At 36.7% G+C, this 25,569-nt stretch carries 17 protein-coding genes, 22 tRNA genes and 2 rRNA genes; 5 read left to right on the top strand and 36 right to left on the bottom strand.

The genetic code is table 11. From position 1 onward, the window contains the following. Position 1: 1 nt before the first annotated feature. From menB to MY490_RS03560, 4 genes are read right to left on the bottom strand one after another with little or no spacing between them, the layout of a single operon-like run. Entirely contained in the window at positions 2-820 is an 819-nt protein-coding gene (gene menB, locus MY490_RS03575) for a 1,4-dihydroxy-2-naphthoyl-CoA synthase (protein WP_248268010.1), read from the bottom strand. Beyond that, positions 817-1,644 (bottom strand): 2-succinyl-6-hydroxy-2,4-cyclohexadiene-1-carboxylate synthase, encoded by an 828-nt coding sequence (gene menH, locus MY490_RS03570; RefSeq protein WP_248268009.1) that lies wholly within the window; start codon positions 1,642-1,644, stop codon positions 817-819. The genes menB and menH overlap by 4 nt, the downstream gene beginning before the upstream one ends. A gap of 18 nt (positions 1,645-1,662) precedes the next feature. After that, complete coding sequence (menD, locus tag MY490_RS03565; protein ID WP_248268008.1) at positions 1,663-3,402, bottom strand: 2-succinyl-5-enolpyruvyl-6-hydroxy-3-cyclohexene-1-carboxylic-acid synthase; 1,740 nt, start codon at positions 3,400-3,402, stop codon at positions 1,663-1,665. Next, entirely contained in the window at positions 3,392-4,798 is a 1,407-nt protein-coding gene (locus MY490_RS03560; RefSeq protein WP_248268007.1) for an isochorismate synthase, read from the bottom strand. Before MY490_RS03560 ends, menD begins: the two co-directional genes overlap by 11 nt. Positions 4,799-4,952: 154 nt before the next feature. On the opposite strand from MY490_RS03560, the gene MY490_RS03555 reads away from it, so the two are divergent. The 3 genes from MY490_RS03555 (at position 4,953) to MY490_RS03545 (ending at position 7,297) form a co-directional block, all read left to right on the top strand. Then, positions 4,953-5,876, top strand: coding sequence for a 1,4-dihydroxy-2-naphthoate polyprenyltransferase (locus MY490_RS03555; protein ID WP_248268006.1), 924 nt, complete (start codon positions 4,953-4,955; stop codon positions 5,874-5,876). 99 nt (positions 5,877-5,975) lie between these two features. Beyond that, positions 5,976-6,725, top strand: coding sequence for a TraR/DksA C4-type zinc finger protein (locus tag MY490_RS03550; protein WP_248268005.1), 750 nt, complete (start codon positions 5,976-5,978; stop codon positions 6,723-6,725). Positions 6,726-6,832: 107 nt separating this feature from the next. Next, positions 6,833-7,297 (top strand): TspO/MBR family protein, encoded by a 465-nt coding sequence (locus MY490_RS03545; RefSeq protein WP_248268004.1) that lies wholly within the window; start codon positions 6,833-6,835, stop codon positions 7,295-7,297. A gap of 59 nt (positions 7,298-7,356) precedes the next feature. Here MY490_RS03545 and MY490_RS03540 read toward each other — a convergent pair whose 3' ends face one another. Then, positions 7,357-7,557, bottom strand: a complete 201-nt coding sequence (locus tag MY490_RS03540) for a cold-shock protein (protein WP_088013613.1) — start codon at positions 7,555-7,557, stop codon at positions 7,357-7,359. Between the two features lie 472 nt (positions 7,558-8,029). Between MY490_RS03540 and MY490_RS03535 the strand changes: the two genes are divergently transcribed. After that, on the top strand, positions 8,030-8,818 hold the full coding sequence (locus tag MY490_RS03535; RefSeq protein WP_069034766.1) for a TIGR00266 family protein: 789 nt from the start codon (positions 8,030-8,032) through the stop codon (positions 8,816-8,818). A 68-nt stretch (positions 8,819-8,886) separates the two neighbouring features. Here the strand turns inward: MY490_RS03535 and MY490_RS03530 are convergent, their stop codons facing one another. The 7 genes from MY490_RS03530 to MY490_RS03500 all read right to left on the bottom strand — a co-directional run bounded on the left by MY490_RS03530 (position 8,887) and on the right by MY490_RS03500 (position 19,056). Next, a complete protein-coding gene (locus tag MY490_RS03530) occupies positions 8,887-9,681 on the bottom strand; it encodes a lipase family protein (RefSeq protein ID WP_248268003.1) in 795 nt (264 codons plus the stop codon). A 63-nt stretch (positions 9,682-9,744) separates the two neighbouring features. Further along, complete coding sequence (locus MY490_RS03525; protein ID WP_248268002.1) at positions 9,745-12,153, bottom strand: glycogen/starch/alpha-glucan phosphorylase; 2,409 nt, start codon at positions 12,151-12,153, stop codon at positions 9,745-9,747. Between the two features lie 25 nt (positions 12,154-12,178). Then, a complete protein-coding gene (glgA, locus tag MY490_RS03520) occupies positions 12,179-13,612 on the bottom strand; it encodes a glycogen synthase GlgA (protein WP_248268001.1) in 1,434 nt (477 codons plus the stop codon). Continuing rightward, positions 13,606-14,625: a GlgC family sugar phosphate nucleotidyltransferase gene (locus MY490_RS03515; RefSeq protein WP_248268000.1), complete on the bottom strand. Its 1,020-nt coding sequence runs from the start codon at positions 14,623-14,625 to the stop codon at positions 13,606-13,608. The genes glgA and MY490_RS03515 overlap by 7 nt, the downstream gene beginning before the upstream one ends. A gap of 48 nt (positions 14,626-14,673) precedes the next feature. Continuing rightward, entirely contained in the window at positions 14,674-15,801 is a 1,128-nt protein-coding gene (locus tag MY490_RS03510) for a glucose-1-phosphate adenylyltransferase (RefSeq protein WP_248267999.1), read from the bottom strand. Beyond that, positions 15,749-17,680, bottom strand: coding sequence for a 1,4-alpha-glucan branching protein GlgB (gene glgB, locus MY490_RS03505; RefSeq protein ID WP_248267998.1), 1,932 nt, complete (start codon positions 17,678-17,680; stop codon positions 15,749-15,751). The genes MY490_RS03510 and glgB overlap by 53 nt, the downstream gene beginning before the upstream one ends. Before the next feature lie 821 nt (positions 17,681-18,501). Beyond that, positions 18,502-19,056: a bifunctional transcriptional activator/DNA repair enzyme AdaA gene (locus MY490_RS03500; RefSeq protein WP_248267997.1), complete on the bottom strand. Its 555-nt coding sequence runs from the start codon at positions 19,054-19,056 to the stop codon at positions 18,502-18,504. Positions 19,057-19,410: 354 nt separating this feature from the next. Here MY490_RS03500 and MY490_RS03495 point away from each other — a divergent pair, with 354 nt between their 5' ends. Next, on the top strand, positions 19,411-19,797 hold the full coding sequence (locus MY490_RS03495; RefSeq protein WP_248267996.1) for a hypothetical protein: 387 nt from the start codon (positions 19,411-19,413) through the stop codon (positions 19,795-19,797). Between the two features lie 319 nt (positions 19,798-20,116). Here MY490_RS03495 and MY490_RS03490 read toward each other — a convergent pair. From MY490_RS03490 to MY490_RS03375, 24 genes are all read right to left on the bottom strand, one after another. Then, a tRNA-Glu gene (locus tag MY490_RS03490) sits at positions 20,117-20,188 on the bottom strand. A gap of 11 nt (positions 20,189-20,199) precedes the next feature. After that, positions 20,200-20,290 (bottom strand) — tRNA-Ser (locus MY490_RS03485). 6 nt (positions 20,291-20,296) lie between these two features. After that, positions 20,297-20,371: transfer RNA gene (locus tag MY490_RS03480), tRNA-Asn, on the bottom strand. A gap of 20 nt (positions 20,372-20,391) precedes the next feature. Further along, a tRNA-Ile gene (locus tag MY490_RS03475) sits at positions 20,392-20,468 on the bottom strand. A 17-nt stretch (positions 20,469-20,485) separates the two neighbouring features. Further along, positions 20,486-20,556, bottom strand: a tRNA-Gly gene (locus tag MY490_RS03470). A gap of 6 nt (positions 20,557-20,562) precedes the next feature. After that, positions 20,563-20,638 (bottom strand) — tRNA-His (locus tag MY490_RS03465). A gap of 9 nt (positions 20,639-20,647) precedes the next feature. Next, positions 20,648-20,720 (bottom strand) — tRNA-Thr (locus tag MY490_RS03460). Positions 20,721-20,784: 64 nt separating this feature from the next. Then, positions 20,785-20,860: transfer RNA gene (locus tag MY490_RS03455), tRNA-Phe, on the bottom strand. A gap of 8 nt (positions 20,861-20,868) precedes the next feature. Further along, a tRNA-Asp gene (locus MY490_RS03450) sits at positions 20,869-20,944 on the bottom strand. A gap of 3 nt (positions 20,945-20,947) precedes the next feature. Next, positions 20,948-21,024 (bottom strand) — tRNA-Met (locus MY490_RS03445). A gap of 196 nt (positions 21,025-21,220) precedes the next feature. Continuing rightward, positions 21,221-21,313 (bottom strand) — tRNA-Ser (locus MY490_RS03440). 8 nt (positions 21,314-21,321) lie between these two features. Next, a tRNA-Ile gene (locus tag MY490_RS03435) sits at positions 21,322-21,398 on the bottom strand. Between the two features lie 9 nt (positions 21,399-21,407). Further along, positions 21,408-21,481, bottom strand: a tRNA-Met gene (locus MY490_RS03430). Between the two features lie 27 nt (positions 21,482-21,508). Continuing rightward, a tRNA-Ala gene (locus MY490_RS03425) sits at positions 21,509-21,581 on the bottom strand. A 10-nt stretch (positions 21,582-21,591) separates the two neighbouring features. Beyond that, positions 21,592-21,668, bottom strand: a tRNA-Pro gene (locus tag MY490_RS03420). 24 nt (positions 21,669-21,692) lie between these two features. Beyond that, positions 21,693-21,769, bottom strand: a tRNA-Arg gene (locus tag MY490_RS03415). 10 nt (positions 21,770-21,779) lie between these two features. Beyond that, positions 21,780-21,866, bottom strand: a tRNA-Leu gene (locus MY490_RS03410). An 8-nt stretch (positions 21,867-21,874) separates the two neighbouring features. Beyond that, positions 21,875-21,949: transfer RNA gene (locus tag MY490_RS03405), tRNA-Gly, on the bottom strand. A gap of 29 nt (positions 21,950-21,978) precedes the next feature. Next, a tRNA-Leu gene (locus MY490_RS03400) sits at positions 21,979-22,061 on the bottom strand. Positions 22,062-22,083: 22 nt separating this feature from the next. Then, positions 22,084-22,159 (bottom strand) — tRNA-Lys (locus tag MY490_RS03395). An 8-nt stretch (positions 22,160-22,167) separates the two neighbouring features. Further along, a tRNA-Thr gene (locus tag MY490_RS03390) sits at positions 22,168-22,240 on the bottom strand. A gap of 3 nt (positions 22,241-22,243) precedes the next feature. Then, a tRNA-Val gene (locus MY490_RS03385) sits at positions 22,244-22,319 on the bottom strand. A 5-nt stretch (positions 22,320-22,324) separates the two neighbouring features. Then, a 5S ribosomal RNA gene (gene rrf / locus MY490_RS03380) occupies positions 22,325-22,440 on the bottom strand. 120 nt (positions 22,441-22,560) lie between these two features. Beyond that, positions 22,561-25,498 (bottom strand): 23S ribosomal RNA (locus tag MY490_RS03375). Positions 25,499-25,569: the final 71 nt, after the last annotated feature.

Genomic DNA, 25,569 nt, shown 5'->3' with positions numbered 1-25,569 from the left:
ATCAAGGAAAACGTGGGAATTTATCGAAATCAGGTGTACGTTTTTCTTTAAAAGCATCTCGGCCTTCTTTTGCTTCCTCAGTTGTGTAGTAAAGAAGCGTAGCATCTCCAGCTAGCTGTTGAAGTCCTGCTAAACCGTCTGTATCTGCATTCATTGCTGCTTTTAAGAAGCGTAGTGCAGTTGGACTTTTTTCGAGCATTTCTTCAGCCCATTTAACTGTTTCAGCTTCTAATTCTTCTAAAGGTACTACTTTATTAACTAAGCCCATATCTAATGCTTCTTGTGCATTATATTGACGGCATAAGTACCAAATTTCACGAGCTTTTTTGTGCCCTACAATACGAGCTAAATAGCCTGAGCCATAACCAGCATCAAAGCTACCAACCTTAGGACCAGTTTGTCCAAATTTAGCGTTATCAGCTGCGATTGTTAAGTCACATACTACGTTTAATACGTTACCTCCACCAATTGCATAACCAGCTACCATTGCAATTACAGGTTTTGGAATAACACGAATTAGGCGTTGTAAATCTAATACATTCAGGCGAGGAATGCGGTCTTGTCCAACATAACCACCGTGTCCGCGAACACTTTGGTCACCACCAGAACAGAATGCTTTTCCACCTTCACCTGTTAAAATAATAACACCAATTTTTTCGTCGTCTCTTGCATAAGCAAAAGCATCAATCATTTCTGATACTGTTAATGGTGTAAATGCGTTATGTACGTGTGGACGATTGATTGAAATTTTAGCAATTCCCTTATATGTAGAATATAAAATTTCTTCATACTTTCTTTCTTGTACCCATTCAATAGTCATGAAATTTCCTCCTTTTCAATTTTCAATAAAAACCCAATTACTATTGTAGCAAATTTTTCCGAATGTTCCACATGAATTGCATGGCCTGCATGTGGAATTTTAATAATTTCACTTTTTTCTAGCTTCTCGTTCATTTTCCCCATTATTAGGCAAAACTTTTCATCATATTCTCCACAAACTAATAAAGAAGGTTTTTTAAATTGATTCAATTCACTCCATAGAGATGGTTGAATGCCCGTGCCCATCCCTTTTAGACTATTACTTAAGCCAATTGGTGACTGATTTAATCTTCCTTGTTTAATCTTTTGTTGTGATTCTGATGTCAAATTCTTTTGAGTTGAAAATAACGGAATGTTTTCCCAATAATTAACAAATACTTCAATGCCTTCATTTAGGATCATAGAAGATAAATGATTGTCTTGTTCGATTCGAGCTAATCTTTCATTTTCAGTTTTAAGACCAGCCGTGCAGCTTTCTAAAATAAGCGATTTAATCTTTGTTGGATAGGCTAAAGCGAAATAGAGGGCTAGTCTACCTCCCATCGAATAGCCTAAAAGATGCACAGAAACAATTTGCTTTTGTTCTAAAAAATCATGTAAATCTTTAGCAGCAAATTCCATTCTGTACCGCTCATCATTAATTGGACAATCTGTCTTTCCATGTCCTAATAAATCAATTGCGATTACATGATAATATCGTTCTAGTTTACTTATTAAACTTCCCCATGTCTCCTTTGAACCTGTGAAACCATGCAATAATAGTATAGTTTGCCCTTGGCCAGATTCAATGTATGAATATGTGACCTCATTTATTTTTATTTCCATGAACAAGAACACCTAATTTCATTTCTCGTATTCTGCTTTTACCATGCTCCAAACTTTTTGATGAAGATCATAATTTTCTTTACGATTTGTCTGAATTTCAATAACATGTAATCCATTATTCTTTTTAGCTAATTCATCTTCAAGTTCAAACCAATTATGAATTTTTGTATGAACTCCACTGAAAAGGGTAGTTGCATGCTCGAATTCCAATCCTAAAGGAGTTCCGAATAAATCTTCGAAATGTTTTTCTTCTTTTGATTGAGGTAAAAATGAGAAGATTCCACCCCCATCATTATTAACAAGAATCACTCTTAAAGGTAAATGATGTAGTTTAGAAAGGACTAGACTATTTAAATCATGATAGAAAGATAAATCTCCAATTAATAAAGTGACACTCTCTCCAGCTGCTGCCATCCCTAATGCAGTTGCAATTGTTCCATCTATTCCATTTACCCCTCGATTACAAGCAATTTTTAACTTTTTAGATTGATTATGTAAAAACGTATCCACATCACGAATAGGCATACTGTTTGAAACAAACAATGTACTTTCTTCGAGTAAATTTTTTGCTAAAACTTGAACAATTTTCCCTTCAAAAAGCTCATCAAACTGTTCTGCTTGTTGTAGTCCATTTTTTGTTTTTTCATTAATTGTTTTCCATTTATTCAACCATTCTATTTCTAGACTACTTGTTTTCTGATAAGACTCCAAAATTGCATTACAAAACTGGATATCATCACAAGAAATCATTTGAGTTGCTTTCAACGTCGGATCTCTCCATAAGTCTCCTTCATCAATTACAATTAGCTCGCAATCTTTTTGCTTTTGTATATATTGGCTAAACGTTTTAGATACAGGCATTGCCCCGAATCGTACGATAACTTCAGAATCAAGCAAATCAACAATATCTTCAAAACGAAGGAATGTATCATATGTATCAATTACATTCGATTCTTCATTACTACTAATCGTTCTTCCATTTGAAAGAGGATCACATAGAACTGGATAGTCTAATAAATTCCCTAAAGACTTAATTTTCTTTAAAGCTCCTTCTTCAACATAAGGACCGCAAACTAATAAGCCTTTTCTTTTTGATTGAAAAAGCTTGGTGAACTTATTACTTGTTTCATTTGAAATTGTCGCAAGAGTTTCAGTAAGGATTGTGTGAGCAGAATTTTTACGCTTTCCTGCTGAGAATACGTCATCAATCGCAAAATTAGGAACTAAAGGTTCTCGAAGTGGTATATTCATATGTACAGGCCCCATTGGAGCAGTCACACATGAACGGTACAGTCGATTAACACTAGAACGCGCGTATTCGTACATAGCTTCCGAAGCCTCTGGTAAGGCTAGCTCAATGAATTTTTTTACAAATGAACCGTATAAACCAATTTGATTCATAGCTTGTGGTGCACCTATATCTCTAAGCTCATGTGGTCGATCGGCTGTCAGTACGATTAATGGAATTCTAGATTCCTTTGCTTCAGAAATGGCTGGCATATAATTAGCAGCAGCTGTTCCAGAAGTACAGATTAAAACTGTAGGCTGTTTCGTACTTTTAGCGATTCCTAATGCAAAAAATGCTGCCCCTCTTTCATCTACTGCAATATAAGACTTTAATTTTGGATGTTCATTTACTAACATCGATATTGGCGTAGAGCGTGATCCAGGACTTATTACAACGTTTTTAATATTTAATGCACTTATTTCATCTACAAGAGCACCAATATACTTTGTTAGTGCTTCATTATCTTTCATTTCGTAACCCTCCTAATGCATTTAGCATTGGCAGAAACTTTACACCAGTTTCAAAAAATTCTTCCTCTGGTTTTGAATCTTGTACAACACCACAACCGGCATATAATTTTGCTTTATCTTCTTTAATTAAAGCGCTACGGATGCCTACAGCAAAATCACCATTTCCGTTTAAATCAATCCACCCTATCGGTGCACCATACCATCCCCGGTCCACAGGTTCAAGTTTACGAATTAATTTACATGCTTCTTCCTTAGGAAAACCTCCAAGTGCTGGAGTTGGATGTAATGCTTGAATTAATTCAAATAAAGAAACATGATTATATAATTTCCCTTCAACTGGCGTGAATAAATGCAATAAGCTTTTAGTCGCCATTATTCTTGGTGTTGAAGGTATTGATAATTCATTACAATATTGTTGTAGAATTTCTCGTATATAGTTTACAACAAAAGCATGTTCACCATTGTTTTTTTTACTATTAAATAACCAATTGGCGGCTTCTGTGTTTTCTTCCTTAGTTATTCCTTTTGCGGCAGATCCGGCAAGACACATCGAAGAAACTGTATTATTTTTCTTAGAAATTAATCGCTCAGGTGTAGCACTTATAAATACAGTATCTTTTAATTGATAAGAAATAACATAATTAACATTTCTTGTTGCTTCTAATTCATAAATTACTTTTGTTGAATTTACTTCTGCAGAAAATGTTGCATTTAAAGTCCGATTTAATACAACTTTTTCTAATTCTTCGTTTTTCATTTGATTAATTGCTTCTTTTACGCTTTGAATCCATTCATTTGGTTCAAATTCATCTTTGTTAATACATTCTGATTGTGTAAAGCTTGGTTGCTTCATTCCAAACTTTTCTAAAAAGTCATCATATTCTTTATATTGAAGCAATAAATCCTCAACTTTTGTTTGTTCATTAATTTCATAATTAGAGGTGATGAATGTCCCTTCGTTTGTAACCGTCACCATTAATTTAGGTACATAGAAATGAGAGGTACCAAAATTCTTCCAATCTTGATCATTTTTATAGGTATCAAAAAAAGAGAAACCCCCAAGAGCTATCGGTCCTGTACCAAAGCAATTTTCTTGCTCGATATACACTTGCTCTCCAAAGCGTTTCCATTCTTTTTCTATTGCAGAATACTGTTCTTCTGTACTATGATGAAAAGGAACTAAAGTACCAATTCCTGTGAGAATTAACGAGTTTTCTTGGTTTGACCAATAAAAGCGTTCAGTAAAACCCAATTCTTGATAAAAATGGTAAACACTTAGGGGATGGATATTCATTATTTTTTCCACTTTACAAATGAAGCGTTTTGAACAAGCTTTTGCCTTTTGAAGAGAATGCTCAAAGAAGGCAATCGATTCCAGTTGACCTGTTCTAAGCATAATAGTTCCCCCTAGCTTAAATATACGTTAAATACATGATATAACTAAAGATACAACGATGAATGTAGACTGTCAATTTTATGAAGTTCGTCCATACTTTTTTAAAGTAAAATGACCTACATTTTCAAATAATATTAAAAAGGAGGATGTTAAAATGCAACCAACTGTTCAATCTCCAACTTCCTCAACAGGTTTTAGAACATGGTGGAATTTATTAAGACCACATACATTAACCGCAGCGTTCATTCCTGTTGCGATTGGAACAATGTTAGCGCACATCGATCACTCATTTCATTTACTTTTATTTCTCTCAATGCTTATCGCAAGTTTATTGATCCAAGTCGCTGCAAATATGATAAATGAATATTATGATTATAAAAGAGGGCTAGATCATGAAGGTTCTGTCGGTATCGGCGGAGCAATCGTACGAGATGGTATTAAACCTTCAACTGTCATAAATCTTGCATTTACTTTGTTTGGTATCGCCCTTCTACTGGGCATTTATATTTGTAATCAAAGTAGTTGGTGGATAGCAGTTATAGGACTTATTAGTATGGCAACAGCTTATTTTTATACTGGAGGCCCACTCCCTATCGCATACACTCCATTTGGTGAGTTAATTGCGGGCTTTTTTATGGGAGTTGTCATTATCGGTATTACCTACTATATCCAAGCTGGAAATTTACCATCAAAAGTGATCTTACTATCTATCCCTACTTCAATTACAATTGGAGCAATTTTAACAGCAAATAATATTCGTGACCTAGATAATGACAAAGAAAATGGACGTAAAACACTTGTTATCTTATTAGGTAAAAAGAATGCAATTATCTTTATTGGTTCATTGTTTGCAGTTGCATATGCTTTAGTTATTTTATTTGTTATCATGAATTTAATTACACCTTTTGCACTTATTTCATTAATAAGTATTCCAGTTGCAATAAAAGCAACAAAAGGATTTATAGGTAAGACCCAACCAATGGAAATGATGCCAGCCATGGCAGCAACAGCAAAAACAAATACTATAATGGGATTCCTTCTTGTTATAGGCTTAATAATTGGAAATATTTTTTCCTAATTAAGGCAGAACAATTCCTCAAAAAACTTAATTCATGTTTTCCTCCTTTTTGAACAAAATATGGATAGGCATATTCTTTTATTGAAAAGGGGGAGCATGATGCTTTCACAATCACAAATCCAAACATTTAAAAACGAACTACTGAAACAAAAAAAACATATAGAAGAAAGACTAAACGATCCAGCATTTACACCTTTCTCACTTAGAGATTCTGTTGATGAGCTTTCACTTGCAGACAATCACCCAGGTGATTTAGGTACTGAATTATATGAGCGTGAAAAAGACATATCTCTTCATGAGCATTTAAGAAACGAATTAGATGACGTTAATATAGCGTTACAAAAAATTGAAAATGGAACATATGGCATATGTGAAGTAAGTGGTGAAGAAATACCTTTTGAACGCTTACAAGCTCTTCCTACAGCAAAAGCGATGATCGAACATACTCACGATCAGCATATTTCAAGTTCTAGTATTAGATACGATCGTCCTGTTGAAGAAGAAGTACTAAACCCTCCATTTAGTAGAGATCCTAAAGATCGCTCAATGATGTATGACGCTGAAGACGCTTTACAAGATGTTGAAAGATATGGAAATTCTCAAACACCGCAAGATTTTGAATTCAATAATATTGAGGAGTATGGAAGCACATTTACTGAGAGCTATGAAAATGTAGGTTATGTTGAGGAATTTGAGAACTTTATCGGTACTGATATTTACGGAAAAAATCAAACTGTCTATCCTACGAAAAAACATGAACAATATGAACAAGATCTGGATGACTATGAAGAACAAGCATTAAACGGAGAATTATCTGAAATTGATGTGAAAGACATTGAAAAGTACTAAATAAGTTAAAATTTCATTAAAAAACGATTACTACAATGTAGTCGTTTTTTTTATATTTTTAAATTAAATACATATACTTATCAAGACAACTTACTTGAGGAGGTTTTATGAATATTAAATTAATTGTTTTATTTTTCTCCTTATACTGTTTATTTTTTATTTCTTCTATGTTATTTCCGATTGACTACGATTGGTATAGTCATCTAATTAAACCTAGCTATACTCCTTCAGGAAAAACAATCGGCATCATTTGGGCATTCTTGTATTCTTTCATTTCTTTAAGCGTATGTATAATCGTTTCTTTAGGAGAATCATTTAAAAAAACAAAATGGTTTTATATTCTATTTATTATTAATTATCTATTTAACCAGCTGTTTAGCTATTTTCAATTCAAACAAAAAGATTTACTTATGGCTACAATTGACTGTGGACTCGTCTTTGTTACAGCAATTCTTTTAACAACCATCGCATATAAACATTCTAAAACTTCATTTGTATTACTCATTCCATATTCTATTTGGTCATTATTTGCAACCTTTTTAAACTACAATATCTACGTACTAAATAGATAGATTTTTAGATTAATATAAAAAAGGCATCCTAAAAAAGGATGCCTTGAACATAACAAAAATTATTTTTTGTTTACGTTAGCTGCTTGTGGTCCACGGTTTCCTTCGATGATTTCGAATTCAACTTCTTGACCTTCTTCTAAAGTTTTGAAACCTTCGCCTTGAATTGCAGAGAAGTGTACGAATACGTCGTTTCCACCTTCAGTTTGGATGAATCCAAAACCTTTTTCGCTGTTAAACCATTTAACTTTACCGAATTCCATCGATAATACCTCCTAAAATACATATATACACTATTAATGCGTGCATAAAAGAGGGATAAAGAAAAAGAACGTCATTGTCCAATCAGCTAAAGGATTGCTACAACATTGAAAGTGGTCAAAACTTCTTTTCAAGACAAAGAAAAATGAGCGTTACTAAAAATTTGTAGTGCAAATGTATCGTTAATTTCTTACCTTCAAATAAATATGCAGTTAATAGTAAATTAAATATATCATATCTAAAAAAGTGCGTCAATGACACTTAAGCTTAATTGAGAGAATTTTTTATATAATTCTTATAATTTATCTTTTATACATTTAGACCTACGTAGCCAAACTGTAAAAATGGCATATTTTCTCAATAAATAGTAAAATAAATGAGGATTATGTAATAATTTATCAAATTTTTTATAATTTAATAACTAGATTTTAGTATTAGAATATTTGTATAGTTAAACTAAAAGGAGGCATAAAAATGAAAAATTCTCATGAAGTTACATATAAAATTCATGGCCATGATATGCAGTTTGTACAAGTAGAGCTTGATCCAAAGGAAACAGTCGTTGCTGAAGCTGGAGCAATGATGATGATGGATGATGGTATCGAACTTGAAACAATTTTTGGTGACGGTTCACAGCAATCAGGTGGTTTATTTGGAAAATTAGTTGGAGCTGGTAAGCGCCTTGTTACAGGTGAGAGCTTGTTTATGACTAGTTTTACAAACCGATCAAGCTCATTAAAAACAGTTAGTTTCTCCGCTCCATACCCTGGAACGATCATACCATTAGACCTACATGAGTATGGAAATAAAATTATTTGTCAAAAGGATTCTTTCCTAGCCGCAGCAAAAGGCACTTCAGTTGGGATCGAGTTTAGAAAGAAATTAAGTACCGGCCTATTTGGTGGTGAAGGCTTTATCATGCAAAAACTTGAAGGTGATGGCCTTGCCTTCTTACATGCTGGTGGTTCGATTTACCAAAAAACTCTTCAACCAGGTGAAAAAATTAAAATCGATACCGGATGTATTGTTGGCTTCACTGGTGATGTTAATTATGAAATTGAATATGTTGGAAATGTAAAAACTGCACTTTTTGGAGGAGAAGGTCTATTCTTCGCTACATTACAAGGTCCTGGAACAATTTGGGTTCAGTCATTAACTTTAGCAAGATTAGCTTCCCGAATCGGTCAATACTTACCAAATTCTTCTAAGGAAGAAGGAAGTATATTAGGTGGCCTTGGAAATCTACTGGATGGTAATGACTAATTCAGACGTTTTTTTGTTTACATACAAAAAACTAGTCAAGGTAATTTGACTAGTTTTTTTCTGTACTATTAGATTACTTCTTCTTCTACTGCCTCTGCCTCACGTAATTTGTAAGTAAAGGTTGGAGTATAATCATAATCCAACTGCATCTTCTTTACGCCTTCAATATAAGTCGATAAATGATGACTATTTTTAATAGACCCTTTATTTAATGAAAAAGTGATTGGATGTTGCACTTGAACGTATTCTAAATAAATGTTTAATGGCTTCACTTCTACTTTAAAGGGTGGGCTTAGAGGGACCATATCATATAAATTTACAAATCTTAAACTATGCCGAACCTTTTCATCGTAGTTTTCTTTAAACTTTATATTTCCTACTTTTGGAGAGCCAAATGAATAGACATTCGGGTTACAAATTCCAGTCATTGCTATTTCATATCCTAATAACGTGGCCAATGAACCACCTAAGCTATGCCCCGTTATGAATATTTTTTTTGAAAGAGCCTTTTCCTTTACAATTGCTAAAAGCATTTCTCGAAAAGATTGATAAATTGATAGAAACCCCGAGTGGACACTCCCACCGTTCATCACATAAGGAAATAAATCTTGATCAATTTTTAAATCAGCTAACCAATCCAAATCTGATTTCGTTCCACGAAACACAATGATGACAGATTCATCATTTTCAATAATGTAGCCAAACCATTCGAGCTGGCTAATTGCACATGCTTTAATTGTATCTACTAATGAATAGCTTGCTGGAATCATAAATTTACCATCATTATCAAACTGAGCATATGCCTGTTCAATGCAAAGTAATAGTTCTAAGGCCATATCATAGTCAACTGAAAGGAATTTCAACGTATCTCTCCTTTCTTGCTTTTCATCATTATATGAAAAACCTCCTAATCATCTAAGAGGAGGTTAAGAATGGTGTAATGTTCTTTGATGAATATTCCATATTTCTGATGCATATTGACGAATCGTGCGATCACTCGTAAAAAATCCCGATTTCGCAACATTGTTAAGACTTTTTATAGCCCAATCCCTTTTATTTTGATACGTATGATTGATACATTCATGCGCTTTTACATATGAAGAGAAATCTCTAAGTAAGAAATACTCATCATTATAAGACATGAGCGAATCAAAAATTGGTTCAAATTCTTCTCTTGGTAACGGAAATAATCCGTGAAGCATTTGATCTAACACCTTTTTTATTCGCAGGTCATGATGGTAATAATCACTACTTTTATATCCGCCGTATTGATAATAATTTAATACCTCATCAGCTGTAAGTCCGAATGTAAAAATATTCTCCTCGCCAACTTCTCTCAAAATTTCAATATTTGCACCGTCAAGTGTACCAAGCGTTAAAGCACCATTCATCATAAATTTCATATTCCCAGTACCCGAAGCTTCTTTACTTGCTGTCGAAATTTGTTCACTAACATCCGCTGCTGGAAAAATGATTTCACCTAATGAAACTCGGTAATTTTCAATAAAAATTACTTTAATAAATTGACTTATATAGCGATCATTATTGACAATATCAGCCACTGAATGAATTAATTTAATGATCTTTTTAGCAAAGTAGTAGCCAGGAGATGCCTTTGCTCCAAAAATAAAAGTTCTAGGATGCATTTTAAAATGTGAATCTTCCTTCAAACGATTATATAAATACATGATATGTAATACATTTAGTAATTGTCTTTTATATGCATGCATCCGCTTTACTTGAATATCAAAAATTGAATCTGTATCTAATGCAATTCCATTTGTATAGTGAACATAATTTTCGAGAACTTCTTTTCTCTTTTTCTTTACATTCATAAATTGCTCTAAGAATGCCTCGTCATTTTGATATTCTAATAGATTCTCAAGTTGAGTTGGTTCATGTATCCAACCGTCTCCGATCGAATCATTTATTAAGCTACTAAGCTCAGGATTACATTGGAGTAACCATCTTCTATGAGTAATACCATTTGTTTTATTATTAAATTTGAATGGTTCATACTCATAAAAAAGCTTCATTTCTCTTTGTTTTAAAATTTCAGTGTGGATTTCAGCAACTCCATTAACGCTCTTACTGCCTACAATTGCTAAATGAGCCATTTTAACGACTCCATGAGCAATAATAGCCATTTGTTCAATTCGATCCCAATCACCTGGGTATTTGTTCCAGAGCTCTTTACAATATCTTTCATTTATTTCTTCTACAATCATATAAATCCTTGGCAATAAAGGCTTAAATAAATCAACTCTCCATTTTTCAAGTGCTTCAGATAAAGTCGTATGATTCGTATATGAAATCGTTTGAGTAGTAATTTCCCACGCTTCATCCCAAGATAGCTTTTCAACATCGATTAAAATTCTCATTAACTCTGGAATCGCTAAAACTGGATGTGTATCATTTACATGAATAGCAATTTCTTCATGGAGCTTACGAATATTACCGTACTGTTCCTTATATGAATCTACTATTCTTTGAATACTTGCAGAAACTAAAAAATATTGCTGTTTTAGACGTAAAATCTTTCCTTCATCATGTGTATCATCTGGATATAAGAATTCTGAAACTGCTTCAGCCTCTCGCTTATATTTCATCAGTGATTTATTTGAGGAATGAGTAGACGCTTCAGCACTCCATAATCTTAAAGTATTTACCGTGTTTGTATGATAGCCGATAATCGGTAAATCATATGGTACAGCTGTGATTGCTTCTGCACCATGAAGGCGGAATTCCAGTCGATTTTTATTATTAAATGCTTCTACTTCTCCACCGAATAAAACTTCAATTGCTTCATCATCTCTTCGAACTTCCCAAACATTTCCGTATTTCAGCCATTGTTCAGGTAGCTCAACTTGATATCCATCAACAATTTTTTGGTCAAATAGGCCATGTTTGTAGCGGATGCCACATCCATGACCAGGCAAGTCTTGTGATGCAAGAGAATCCAGAAAACAAGATGCTAGCCGTCCAAGTCCGCCATTTCCAAGACCAGCATCACTTTCAAACTCCTCAAGAGCACTTAAAGAAATTCCTAATCTCTCGAGGCCAGATTCACATAACTCCCTAAGCCCTAGATGAATTAAGTTACTTTTCAAAAGCTTTCCTAATAAGAATTCAATTGATAAATAATAAACTTGTTTTTTTCGCTCTAAGCGGTATTGTTCACTCGTACCTAACCAATTACCGCTTATATGTTCACGAATCATCGTTCCAAGTGTTTGAAATTGCTCTTGAGTAGTGCTATCTGCAGTACTCTTTCCATGCATACTTTCTAGCTTCTCTTTAAAACTCCACTCAAACTCCTCCACACTAGAAAACATGGAATCACCTCGCCCTAAAAGATTTTTACTTTGAAGACTGCATATATAGTTTTGCATATTCTTTAGCAGATTTTAACCAACTTGAATCTCTTCTAATTGCATTCCTTCTGACTGAATTCCAATGTTTTTTATTCTCATAAATACTCAATCCACGTTCAATTGTGTGAAGCATATCGTGAGCATTATAGTTAGTAAAAGTAAAACCATTTCCACTCTTCGTCTCTTCATTATATGACTGGACAGTATCATTTAGCCCCCCAGTCTCTCTTACGATTGGAACACACCCGTATTTCATCGCAATAAGCTGACCTAGTCCACATGGTTCAAATAGTGAAGGCATAAGGAATAAATCTGCACCTGCATAAATCTGATGAGCAAAGCCTTCATCAAATCCAATGTAAGCTCTAACTTTATCGTAGTAGTTATGCTCCATTGCTTTAAAAAAGTTCTCGAATTCTTCATCACCAGAACCTAAAATTACTACTTGGACATTATGATCCATAATTTGAGGGAATACGTGTTGAATAAGATCAATGCCTTTTTGACTTGTTAATCGAGAAACCATTGCAATAATAGGAATATTTTCATCCATTTTTAATGCAAGTGACTCCTGCAATTTCAATTTATTTTCTGTTTTATTTTCGATTGTAAATTCATCGTAATTAGAGTAAATTTTCCGATCAGTAGCAGGATTATAAATCGTTTCATCAATCCCGTTTACAATTCCAAAAAGTTTGTGATCTTGCTCACGTAATAGTCCATCTAATTGCTCTCCAAAAAATTCATGCTTAATTTCTTCTTTATATGTTGGACTAACAGTAGTTACGAAATCACTTGAAATGATTCCAGCTTTCATAAAGTTGATACAATCGTAAAATTTTAAATAGTCATCGCGAAAATATTGTTCATCAATTCCTAACATATCGTCCATTACTTCTTTTGAAAATACGCCTTGGAATTGAAGGTTATGAATTGTAAAAACAGATTTCATTTTTGGATTAATATCTTTTAATGCGCCATACTCTTTCATAAAAAATGGAATCATTGCTGTATGCCAGTCATGACAGTGAATAACATCAGGTTTAAAGTCTAATTCTTTAATACATTCAATTGCAGCTAGAGAAAAGAATGCAAAACGCTCTCCATCATCAAAATGACCATACAACTTTTCTCGATTGAAATAGTACTCGTTATCAATAAAATAATAAGTTGTTCCTTCTACTTTCAATTCAAATAAACCACAATACTGTTTTCTCCAGCCTAGATTTATAGATAGCTCTTTTACTAGCTTAGCTTCATCTCTATATTTAGCGGGAATTAACGAGTAGAATGGAAGCATTACTCTGACATTCGTATTTAGTTTATTTAAATACTTAGGGAGAGCGCCTGCAACATCTGCAAGCCCTCCCGATTTAACAAATGGTACACATTCTGAAACAATATATAAAACATTTACCACTGAATCAACGCTCCTTGGACTGAACCTTTTTGAAGCACTACTGGCTCACTTAAGCTTCCTTTTATTTCGACACCATCTTCTATTCGAACATCTTTATCTAATATAACGCCATCTAATATACAATTATCTCCAATGTTTGATTTTTGCATAACAACACAATTTCGAATAATTGTATTTTTTCCAATTTTCACAGCTCTTGAAATAATACTATTTTCAACCGTTCCCTCAATTTCACATCCATTAGCTACAATTGAATTTTTCACAATTGCATCTTTTGAATATTTTGTTGGTGGCTCATCTTTAACCTTAGTAAAGACAGGATAAGATTTTAAGAATAATTGATTCCATATCTCAGGATTTAATAATTTCATACTTTGCTCGAAATAATCCTCAATTGTTTGAATGATTGAAACTTGTTGAGGTATTTCATACGCACTTAGATCAACCTCATTATTTTGATCGCGTACAACGTCCATAATTGTTTCATAGCCTTTTTCATGGAAGTTTTCAAAAAGCTTCAACAATAACTCTTTTTCAAGGATATAGATATTTAAAGATTTACCGAACTGCTTTAACTCAGTAATTTGAGCATTAGTTTCGATATGTCTCTTTAAAACTGGTCTAAAATCCACAGAGCAAATCGTATAAGTATTTGCTACTACAACATACTTTTGAGTAGAACGTTGTAAAAATTGAATATGCTTTTCAATGAAATCGAATGTACCAAAAGCTCCATCAGTTGGTTCTGGCGTAAAAATAAATAGTCCATCCTTTTTACGATTTAAGTCCCAATGTTTACCGGAGCCTAAGTGATCAATGATTGATCGATAAGGTTGATCAGGAAATACAGCGACACTCGTAATACCAGAGTTCACCATATTACTTAACATAAAATCGATTAAACGATATCGGCCTGCATAAGGAAGTGTTGCTAATGGTCGATGCTGTGTTAACGGCTTTAAAGATTCAAAATGTGTTGACGCCTCAATTATTCCTAGCATAGTATGTTTCATCAAATAACCCTCTCAATCTATTTTTCTATTTGAGGAATGAGCCACCTCTTATTCTTCACTTGTAACTAGAATTACCTCTTCATAATCTTTCTCAGGACCTAAAAGGCTTCCATCAGGAATAACCATTCCAGGAGCTACTACAGCACTTTCAATTCGAACATCTTTTCCAATAACACAACCTGGCATAACGACAGAATCTTTTATCAAACTGCCTTCTCCGATTGTTACACCTTGGAATAATACAGAATGTGATATATACCCTTCAACAACACAACCCTCATTAATTAACGAGTCTTCAACGATTGCTGTAGGTGCAATATATTGTGGCGGTTGATTTGGATTAACTGAATATATGCGCCAATCACGATCATATATATTTAGTTCACTATCTTCATTTAACAAATCCATATTTGCTTCCCATAAGCTTTTTACTGTGCCAACGTCCTTCCAATAACCTTTGAAAGGATAAGCAACTACTTTTTTCTTTTCTTCCAATAAAAGAGGAATAACGTCTTTACCAAAGTCATTACTTGATTCTGGATTGCGATCATCCATCTCTAAAAACTCTTTTAAAACATTCCATTTAAAAATATAAATTCCCATCGATGCTAAATTACTCTTCGGATATTGAGGTTTTTCTTCAAATTCTATAATATCCATTTCATCATTTGTATTCATAATTCCGAAACGGCTTGCTTCATCTATCGGAACTTCGATAACTGAAATCGATACATCTGCCTCTTTTTCAATGTGATAGTCTAGCATTTTACTATAGTCCATCTTATAAATATGATCACCTGAAAGAATCAAAACATATTCAGGCTGATATTGCTTTATATAATTTAAATTTTGATAAATTGCACTTGCAGTACCTGTATACCATTTAACGCCAGATGCTTCTGAATATGGGGGTAAAACAGTTACCCCACCATTTAAGCGATCTAAATCCCATGCACTTCCTATACCAATATATGAGTTTAGTACAAGTGGCTGATATTGAGTTAGTACCCCAACAGTATCAATACCTGAATTTGTGCAATTACTTAAAGTAAAATCGATTATTCGATATTTACCTCCGAAAGCTACGGCTGGTTTTGCTAGTTCTTTTGTTAATGAACTTAATCTACTCCCTTTTCCCCCTGCTAGTAACATTGCTACGCATTTTTTCTGAACCATTGCTGCTAATCCCCTTTCGCATTTTAACTGGACGAATGATTGTAAAACTAAAGGCAGGTAATGCTATTTCAATACTGTATGGTAAACCATGGTATGGTATTTCTTCTGATTCAATGGAAGAACGGTTTATTTTACTTTCGCCACCAAATTGTACATAGTCACTTGAAAGCAATTCTTTATAACGATACTTTGCAGGTACTCCAATTCGATATGTGTCATAAGAAATCTCTCTAAAATTACAGATTACGATGACATAATCTTCCTTGTTTTTTCCTTTACGGATAAATGAAAATACACTTTGATCTGCATTATTTGCATCAATCCATGAAAATCCATCCCAATGATTATCAACTTCATAAAGCGATTTATTTTTTTTATAAATCGATAATAATTCTTTGAAATATTTGTTCATCTTGGAATGATATTCATAATCTTTAATCATCCAATCAATTTGTTCTAAATCCTTCCACTCATCAAATTGCCCAAATTCACTTCCCATAAATAGGAGCTTCTTACCTGGATGAGATAAATAATAACCAAATAGTACCCTTAATTGAGCAAACTTTTCTTCATATGTACCTGGCATTTTATTTAACAAAGATTTCTTACCATGTACTACTTCATCATGTGAAAAAGGTAAAACAAAGTTTTCTGAGAAAGCATATAAAAACGAGAAAGTCATCTTATTATGATGATGCTTTCTTTCCGTCGGGTGAGTCTCCATATAAGTCAAAACATCATTCATCCAACCCATATTCCACTTAAAGTTAAAACCTAATCCACCCTCATATGTAGGTGCAGTAACTAATGGCCAATCAGTAGAATCTTCAGCAATCATTAATACTTGTGGATCCTGTTCAAATACCGCTTCATTTAATCTTCTTAGAAACTGAGTTGCAAAAGGATTCTCTTCATTTCTATTTTTCCAATATAAAATATTTGCAACAGCGTCTACTCGGAAACCATCAATATGAAAATATTCCATCCAATATAAGGCGTTTGAAATAAGAAATGATTTTACTTCTGGTTTTGATAAATCAAAATTCGCTGTTCCCCATACTTCATTTTCTCTAGCATCATAACCTTCATATTCATATGTCGGTTCACCATCAAACATGTATAATCCATGAGAATCCTTACAAAAATGACCAGGCACCCAATCCATAATGACTCCTAATCCGTTCTGGTGACATTCGTCTATAAAGCTCATTAGCTCATGAGGATTTCCATATCGACTAGTAGAAGAAAAATATCCTACTCCTTGATACCCCCAAGAACGATCATATGGATGTTCGACTAATGGTAATATTTCAATATGTGTAAAACCATGATCTTTTACATATGGAATTAGTTCTGTCGCTAATTCTGCATAAGTGTAAAAATCACCGTTTTCTTTCTTTTTCCAAGAACCTAAATGTACCTCATAAATTAAAACTGGTTCTTCATATACAGACTTTTTAAATTTCTGCTTACGATATTTTGCATCTTTCCATTTATAGCCCGAAAGATCATAAACTATCGAAGCTGTGCTTGGTCTTAGCTCACTATAGAAAGCAAAAGGATCACTTTTTAATAAAACATCACCACGCTTGGTTGAAATTTCATATTTGTATATCGTCCCATGACCAATTTCGGGGATATATATCGTCCAAATCCCTTGATCGTTCAGCTTTTCCATTTTATGTTCAGAACCATTCCAATTATTAAAGTCCCCAACAACTGAGACACCTTTCGCATGTGGAGCCCACACCGTAAAAGTAGTTCCAACTTTATTCCCTTTTTTTACAATTTGTGCCCCAAAGCATTCATAGCTATGGAATAAACTTCCCTCATGGAATAAATGTACATCAAACTCAGTTGGCCGTGTCAAAAGCAACATCCTCACCTCATTACAATCTCTTAAATTCTTCTATCTCTTAATATTCTACAAATATATCTATTCACCTTGTTTTTATGCAAAAAAAATTCAAAATTTTTTTTCAAAAATGAATAACCATTCATGAAACCGTTGTCATTATTGCGTTTGTCGTAAAAATGTCGAATTTGTCGAACGAATATTTATGTATATTTATACATAACATTTCAAAATTCCCTTATAACAATTTGTAAATTTTTGATTTTTCATAAAATTCCATACATATTTCACACTTTTATAACAAAAAAACTTTATTTTTAAAAAGAATTGTAGAAGATTGTCGGATTAAGAGGGAAAGTTTTTTTTAGAAAATATTTAGAAACAACCACTAGTAAATTATTTGAAAATTTAGATGGAAAATAAAAAAAACTCTAAACAGAATTCAATTTATTTGGTAATATGGAAGACCTGCAACAATACATATTGGATCAAAATAGTGAATTTAAATTACCTGACTTACATTTTAGGCAATTACAATAATATTATTTAGATTCATGTAGATTCGCTCGCTTCAAGGTTACCTAAATCTTAATTTTTATTTACCTACTTTGGTAGTTATTATTTGCTGTATAAAATAACAATCGTAATATAGTAAAAAAGGATCTTCGTTTTTACGAAAATCCTTTTTGTCTTATTTAAAATCTTATTAGACTTGCATTCGCTTATTTGATGTTATTACACGTAAACGAAAATCTGAAATCAGGAATACACCACATAAAATGACAAGAAAACCAAACAACATCCCTAATGTAATATGTTCTTTCAAAATAAGAACACCTCAGACTTCATTTATTTAACCCCTGTCTGAATGTAGTTGGAGTGTAATTAAAATGGTGACGAAACATGCTTGAAAAATGTGCAGAGCCTTTAAAACCAAGATTATGCGCTATTTCAGTTATGCTTTTCTCAGTATCTCGCAATAATCTCAAAGCTTCTTTCATTCTTAACTTAGTTACGTATTCTAACGGCGATAAACCTGTGGATTTTTTAAATAATCTTTGTAAATGAAATTTACTTACTCCAACTTCAATTGCTAACCGATCCAATGTTAAGCTATTTCGATATTCTTTTTCAATAAAATGTTTTGCAGATAAAATAATATCCTCCTCATTTGAGTGAAGTAAATCAGGACGACATCTTTTACATGGACGGTACCCATCTTTTATTGCTAAAGAAATTGACGAATAATATGATACATTTTCTTTTAATGGGGTTCTTGACTTACACGAAGGTTTACAACAGATTCCAGTGGACTTAACTGCATAAATAAATACTCCATCGTAGTTTTCATCGCATGATTCAACAGCATCCCACATGACCTGATTATTAAATCCTTTCATTAAATCACCTCATCTTTAGCTATTCATATTTTAACACTAAGATCATGTGCTTGCTTTCAATTTCTTGCTTTCTAATTTCTTTGGAAGAAGGATAAATCGTTAGTAGACCATCTGTTCATTTTGAATAATACCTACAACTTTCCAATCTCAGTAGGCCTCTTTATTTCCCAACAATTTTACAACCTTAAAAATTGAAAAACATAACTTATCCTAACTTTTTAAAACTAAATGAAATCTATTTTTTACTTTAACAAAAAAACAACTTAGGCTTTATAATTCACTCTAGTAATATTATTTGAAGTATACTTAAATAAATGAATATTAACGACGTTGTAACTAAAGGGTGAGGATATAATGATGATGGAATTTACAATGAGTGAAAAGGCTATAAGTTTTGAAAATGAAGAATATGTGACCCGAATGAAGATTAATGGAAAAGGAGAAGGGCGAGATCGAGGAGAACTAAGACTGAGATGTGCTGTTTCCATTACTATATTTGTAAAAGAGACAGAAAACATTTTGAATCTACGAGGGAATATTTATTGGGATGCAGCTTACCCAAAAGCACATATTTTCTTTACAGGTGGCAGTTTAGTTGATTTTATGGAGGAACAAGGGGTTAAATATAACGAATTTAAAGAATACTGGAGTCGAGTGAAACGGTTAGCAACTAATGTCTTTTCAGATGATGAAATTAAAGCGTATCAAAAAATGTTAAAAAATGATCAAGTAACTGTTTAAAGCAAAGTTTACTAATTCGGATTAACAATTCAGTTAGTCCGTTTTTTTGCATATACAAGGGAAAGATCATTATTAAATTACACTTTAAAGAGAAATAAGATAAAAAAATATTCCGAGTATATGAAATTGACTTCTATTCTTAGGTAGTAAGATAAAAGCTCTAAATTAAAACGATCCTGTACATCTAAAATCAAACAAAGAACCTTCTAAGATAATGGAGAAAAGCGGATTCAGTAATTATCTCTATCTGAAAGTCATTATAAAAGACAAATAAAAAGCTCAGTTACCTGTGTTATCACAAATAACTGAGCTTTAGATATGACCCGTACGGGACTCGAACCCGTGTTACCGCCGTGAAAGGGCGGTGTCTTAACCGCTTGACCAACGGGCCAAAAAAAAATATGGCAGAGAAGAAGGGATTCGAACCCTCGCACCGGTTACCCGATCTACACCCTTAGCAGGGGCGCCCCTTGAGCCACTTGGGTACTTCTCTATCATATGGCTCCGCAGGTAGGGTTCGAACCTACGACCACTCGGTTAACAGCCGAGTGCTCTACCACTGAGCTACTGCGGAAAAATTAATTTTAAATTTAATGGTGGGCCTAAATGGACTCGAACCATCGACCTCACGCTTATCAGGCGTGCGCTCTAACCAGCTGAGCTATAGGCCCATTAAATTTTATAAAAAAGCGGGTGATGGGAATCGAACCCACGACCGAAGCTTGGAAGGCTTCTATTTTACCATTAAACTACACCCGCACAATATGGGGCGACCGATGGGAATCGAACCCACGAGTGTCGGAACCACAATCCGATGCGTTAACCACTTCGCCACGACCGCCATAAAGAGTGCCGACTAGAGGACTTGAACCCCCAACCTACTGATTACAAGTCAGTTGCTCTACCAATTGAGCTAAGTCGGCATTTTATTAATTAATTCACTTTGTTTTATTACTTATATAATTTATTTCACTCAAACTTTTAAGATGGTGGCTCGGGACGGAATCGAACCGCCGACACGAGGATTTTCAGTCCTCTGCTCTACCGACTGAGCTACCGAGCCATCTTAAATGGCGGTCCCGACCGGGATCGAACCGGCGATCTCCTGCGTGACAGGCAGGCATGTTAACCGCTACACCACGGGACCATTTGGTTGCGGGGACAGGATTTGAACCTGCGACCTTCGGGTTATGAGCCCGACGAGCTACCAGACTGCTCCACCCCGCGATAATATGGATGCTATTTAATATAGTTCCATGAAAGTATTTAGTTAAGACCATCCCAATCTCAGGATGATTATGCAAGCAGTAGCTCGATTGGTATGCTGAAGTAATTTCTTCGAAGCATATTCGTTCTTGCTCCACCCCGCGATAATTATGAATACTAACTAAGTTAGATCCATTAATATGAAATTTAATAAAAATGGAGGAGTAAGAGGGATTCGAACCCCCGCGGGCTGTTACACCCCTGTCGGTTTTCAAGACCGATCCCTTCAGCCAGACTTGGGTATTACTCCATTATAAGTGGTGGACCTTGTAGGACTCGAACCTACGACCGGACGGTTATGAGCCGTCTGCTCTAACCAGCTGAGCTAAAGGTCCTTAAATAAGTAGCGGCGGAGGGAGTCGAACCCACGACCTCACGGGTATGAACCGTACGCTCTAGCCAGCTGAGCTACACCGCCATAATAAGTTTCTTTAAGTTGTTTAAGTGGAGCCTAGCGGGATCGAACCGCTGACCTCCTGCGTGCAAGGCAGGCGCTCTCCCAGCTGAGCTAAGGCCCCATGTTTTAAATGGTCGGGAAGACAGGATTTGAACCTGCGACCCCCTGGTCCCAAACCAGGTGCTCTACCAAGCTGAGCCACTTCCCGTTTAGAATAACAGGTGAAATAATATGGCGCGCCCGAAAGGACTCGAACCCATAACCTTTTGATCCGTAGTCAAACGCTCTATCCAATTGAGCTACGGGCGCATATTATAAATGGTACCGAGGGCCGGACTCGAACCGGCACGGGGTCAACCCCCGCAGGATTTTAAGTCCTGTGTGTCTGCCATTCCACCACCCCGGCAGCATATTTGGAGCGGAAGACGGGGCTCGAACCCGCGACCCCAACCTTGGCAAGGTTGTATTCTACCACTGAACTACTTCCGCGTATACTGCTTAAAACTTATTAATTTAAATGGTGCGGGTGAAGGGACTCGAACCCCCACACCGAAGTACTAGATCCTAAGTCTAGCGCGTCTGCCAATTCCGCCACACCCGCAATATTTTCTTTTTTTAGAAAATGGTGAGCCATGAAGGATTCGAACCTTCGACCCTCTGATTAAAAGTCAGATGCTCTACCTACTGAGCTAATGGCTCATAAAGAGTGCCGACTAGAGGACTTGAACCCCCAACCTACTGATTACAAGTCAGTTGCTCTACCAATTGAGCTAAGTCGGCATATGGTGGAGGATGACGGGCTCGAACCGCCGACCCCCTGCTTGTAAGGCAGGTGCTCTCCCAGCTGAGCTAATCCTCCATCAAACCAAGCGACGTTCTACTCTCACAGGGGGAAACCCCCAACTACCATCGACGCTGAAGAGCTTAACTGCCGTGTTCGGTATGGGAACGGGTGTGACCTCTTCGCTATCATCACTTGATTCATTTTCTTTAAGACATTAATTATTATATCAAATTTCATTTAAAAGTCAATAACTTTTTGAAGTTTTTTACAATAATTTTTGTACCTTCAAAACTAGATAATGTCATCATCAAACTTGTTAGTTAAGTCCTCGACCGATTAGTATCAGTCAGCTCCACGTGTCACCACGCTTCCACCTCTGACCTATCAACCTGATCGTCTCTCAGGGGTCTTACTAGCTTAACGCTATGGGAAATCTCATCTTGAGGGGGGCTTCATGCTTAGATGCTTTCAGCACTTATCCCTTCCACACATAGCTACCCAGCCATGCTCTTGGCAGAACAACTGGTACACCAGCGGTGTGTCCATCCCGGTCCTCTCGTACTAAGGACAGCTCCTCTCAAATTTCCTGCGCCCACGACGGATAGGGACCGAACTGTCTCACGACGTTCTGAACCCAGCTCGCGTACCGCTTTAATGGGCGAACAGCCCAACCCTTGGGACCGACTACAGCCCCAGGATGCGATGAGCCGACATCGAGGTGCCAAACCTCCCCGTCGATGTGGACTCTTGGGGGAGATAAGCCTGTTATCCCCGGGGTAGCTTTTATCCGTTGAGCGATGGCCCTTCCATGCGGAACCACCGGATCACTAAGCCCGACTTTCGTCCCTGCTCGACTTGTAGGTCTCGCAGTCAAGCTCCCTTATGCCTTTACACTCTTCGAATGATTTCCAACCATTCTGAGGGAACCTTTGGGCGCCTCCGTTACTCTTTAGGAGGCGACCGCCCCAGTCAAACTGCCCACCTGACACTGTCTCCGAGCCGGATCACGGCTCTAGGTTAGAATTTCAATACAGCCAGGGTAGTATCCCACCGACGCCTCCACCGAAGCTAGCGCTCCGGCTTCTCAGGCTCCTACCTATCCTGTACAAGCTGTACCAAAATTCAATATCAAGCTGCAGTAAAGCTCCACGGGGTCTTTCCGTCCTGTCGCGGGTAACCTGCATCTTCACAGGTACTATAATTTCACCGAGTCTATGGTTGAGACAGTGCCCAAATCGTTACGCCTTTCGTGCGGGTCGGAACTTACCCGACAAGGAATTTCGCTACCTTAGGACCGTTATAGTTACGGCCGCCGTTTACTGGGGCTTCAATTCAGAGCTTCTCCCGTAAGGGATAACCCCTCCTCTTAACCTTCCAGCACCGGGCAGGCGTCAGCCCCTATACTTCGCCTTGCGGCTTCGCAGAGACCTGTGTTTTTGCTAAACAGTCGCTTGGGCCTTTTCACTGCGGCTCTCCCGGGCATACACCCAAAAGAGCACCCCTTCTCCCGAAGTTACGGGGTCATTTTGCCGAGTTCCTTAACCATAGTTCTCTCGCTCACCTTAGGATTCTCTCCTCGCCTACCTGTGTCGGTTTGCGGTACAGGCACCTATTTCCTCGCTAGAAGCTTTTCTTGGCAGCGTAGAATCAGGAACTTCGGTACTATATTTCCCTCGCCATCACAACTCAGCCTTATGATGTGCGGATTTGCCTACACATCAGCCTAATTGCTTGGACGCGCATATCCAGCAGCGCGCTTACCCTATCTTTCTGCGTCCCTCCATTGCTCAAACGGAAATGAGGTGGTACAGGAATATCAACCTGTTGTCCATCGCCTACGCCTTTCGGCCTCGGCTTAGGTCCTGACTAACCCTGGGAGGACGAGCCTTCCCCAGGAAACCTTAGGCATACGGTGGACGGGATTCTCACCCGTCTTTCGCTACTCATACCGGCATTCTCACTTCTAAGCGCTCCACCAGTCCTTACGATCTAGCTTCAACGCCCTTAGAACGCTCCCCTACCACTGATACCATACGGTATCAATCCGCAGCTTCGGTGATACGTTTAGCCCCGTTACATTTTCGGCGCAGAGTCACTCGACCAGTGAGCTATTACGCACTCTTTAAATGGTGGCTGCTTCTAAGCCAACATCCTGGTTGTCTAAGCAACTCCACATCCTTTTCCACTTAACGTATACTTTGGGACCTTAGCTGGCGGTCTGGGCTGTTTCCCTCTTGACCACGGATCTTATCACTCGTAGTCTGACTCCTATGGATAAGTCATTGGCATTCGGAGTTTGACTGAATTCGGTAACCCGTTGGGGGCCCCTAGTCCAATCAGTGCTCTACCTCCAAGACTCTAACACATAAGGCTAGCCCTAAAGCTATTTCGGGGAGAACCAGCTATCTCCGAGTTCGATTGGAATTTCTCCGCTACCCACACCTCATCCCCGCACTTTTCAACGTGCGTGGGTTCGGACCTCCATTCAGTGTTACCTGAACTTCATCCTGGACATGGGTAGATCACTCGGTTTCGGGTCTACGACCACGTACTATATCGCCCTATTCAGACTCGCTTTCGCTGCGGCTCCGTCTCTTCAACTTAACCTTGCACGGGATCGTAACTCGCCGGTTCATTCTACAAAAGGCACGCCATCACTCGTTAACGAGCTCTGACTATTTGTAAGCACACGGTTTCAGGTTCTCTTTCACTCCCCTTCCGGGGTGCTTTTCACCTTTCCCTCACGGTACTGGTTCACTATCGGTCACTAGGTAGTATTTAGCCTTGGGAGATGGTCCTCCCAGATTCCGACGGAATTTCACGTGTTCCGCCGTACTCAGGATCCACTCAAGAGGGAACGAGGTTTCAACTACAGGGTTTTTACCTTCTTTGACGGACCTTTCCAGGTCGCTTCATTTACCCCGTTCCTTTGTAACTCCGTATAGAGTGTCCTACAACCCCAAGAGGCAAGCCTCTTGGTTTGGGCTATCTTCCGTTTCGCTCGCCGCTACTCAGGAAATCGCTATTGCTTTCTATTCCTCCAGGTACTTAGATGTTTCAGTTCCCTGGGTCTGTCCTCAGTACCCTATGTATTCAGGTAAAGATACTACTCCATTACGAGTAGTGGGTTTCCCCATTCGGAAATCTCCGGATCAAAGCTTACTTACAGCTCCCCGAAGCATATCGGTGTTAGTCCCGTCCTTCATCGACTCCTAGTGCCAAGGCATCCACCGTGCGCCCTTTCTAACTTAACTAATTTTAAAACTAATTGAATTAAACTTACGCAGTTTAATGAATGACATTATCTAGTTTTCAAGGTACAAAG

The sequence above is a fragment of the Gottfriedia acidiceleris genome (genome assembly GCF_023115465.1).
GTDB lineage: Bacteria > Bacillota > Bacilli > Bacillales > Bacillaceae_G > Gottfriedia > Gottfriedia acidiceleris_B.
This window is presented reverse-complemented; position numbering and strand designations above follow the sequence as displayed.

Excerpts from the sequence above, each read along its gene's own strand:
- menB (WP_248268010.1), bottom strand. The coding sequence starts at position 820 with ATGACTATTGAATGGGTACAAGAAAGAAAGTATGAAGAAATTTTATAT.
- menH (WP_248268009.1), bottom strand. The coding sequence starts at position 1,644 with ATGGAAATAAAAATAAATGAGGTCACATATTCATACATTGAATCTGGC.
- menD (WP_248268008.1), bottom strand. The coding sequence starts at position 3,402 with ATGAAAGATAATGAAGCACTAACAAAGTATATTGGTGCTCTTGTAGAT.
- MY490_RS03560 (WP_248268007.1), bottom strand. The coding sequence starts at position 4,798 with ATGCTTAGAACAGGTCAACTGGAATCGATTGCCTTCTTTGAGCATTCT.
- MY490_RS03555 (WP_248268006.1), top strand. The coding sequence starts at position 4,953 with ATGCAACCAACTGTTCAATCTCCAACTTCCTCAACAGGTTTTAGAACA.
- MY490_RS03550 (WP_248268005.1), top strand. The coding sequence starts at position 5,976 with ATGCTTTCACAATCACAAATCCAAACATTTAAAAACGAACTACTGAAA.
- MY490_RS03545 (WP_248268004.1), top strand. The coding sequence starts at position 6,833 with ATGAATATTAAATTAATTGTTTTATTTTTCTCCTTATACTGTTTATTT.
- MY490_RS03540 (WP_088013613.1), bottom strand. The coding sequence starts at position 7,557 with ATGGAATTCGGTAAAGTTAAATGGTTTAACAGCGAAAAAGGTTTTGGA.
- MY490_RS03535 (WP_069034766.1), top strand. The coding sequence starts at position 8,030 with ATGAAAAATTCTCATGAAGTTACATATAAAATTCATGGCCATGATATG.
- MY490_RS03525 (WP_248268002.1), bottom strand. The coding sequence starts at position 12,153 with ATGTTTTCTAGTGTGGAGGAGTTTGAGTGGAGTTTTAAAGAGAAGCTA.
- MY490_RS03515 (WP_248268000.1), bottom strand. The coding sequence starts at position 14,625 with ATGAAACATACTATGCTAGGAATAATTGAGGCGTCAACACATTTTGAA.
- MY490_RS03510 (WP_248267999.1), bottom strand. The coding sequence starts at position 15,801 with ATGGTTCAGAAAAAATGCGTAGCAATGTTACTAGCAGGGGGAAAAGGG.
- glgB (WP_248267998.1), bottom strand. The coding sequence starts at position 17,680 with ATGTTGCTTTTGACACGGCCAACTGAGTTTGATGTACATTTATTCCAT.
- MY490_RS03500 (WP_248267997.1), bottom strand. The coding sequence starts at position 19,056 with ATGAAAGGATTTAATAATCAGGTCATGTGGGATGCTGTTGAATCATGC.
- MY490_RS03495 (WP_248267996.1), top strand. The coding sequence starts at position 19,411 with ATGATGATGGAATTTACAATGAGTGAAAAGGCTATAAGTTTTGAAAAT.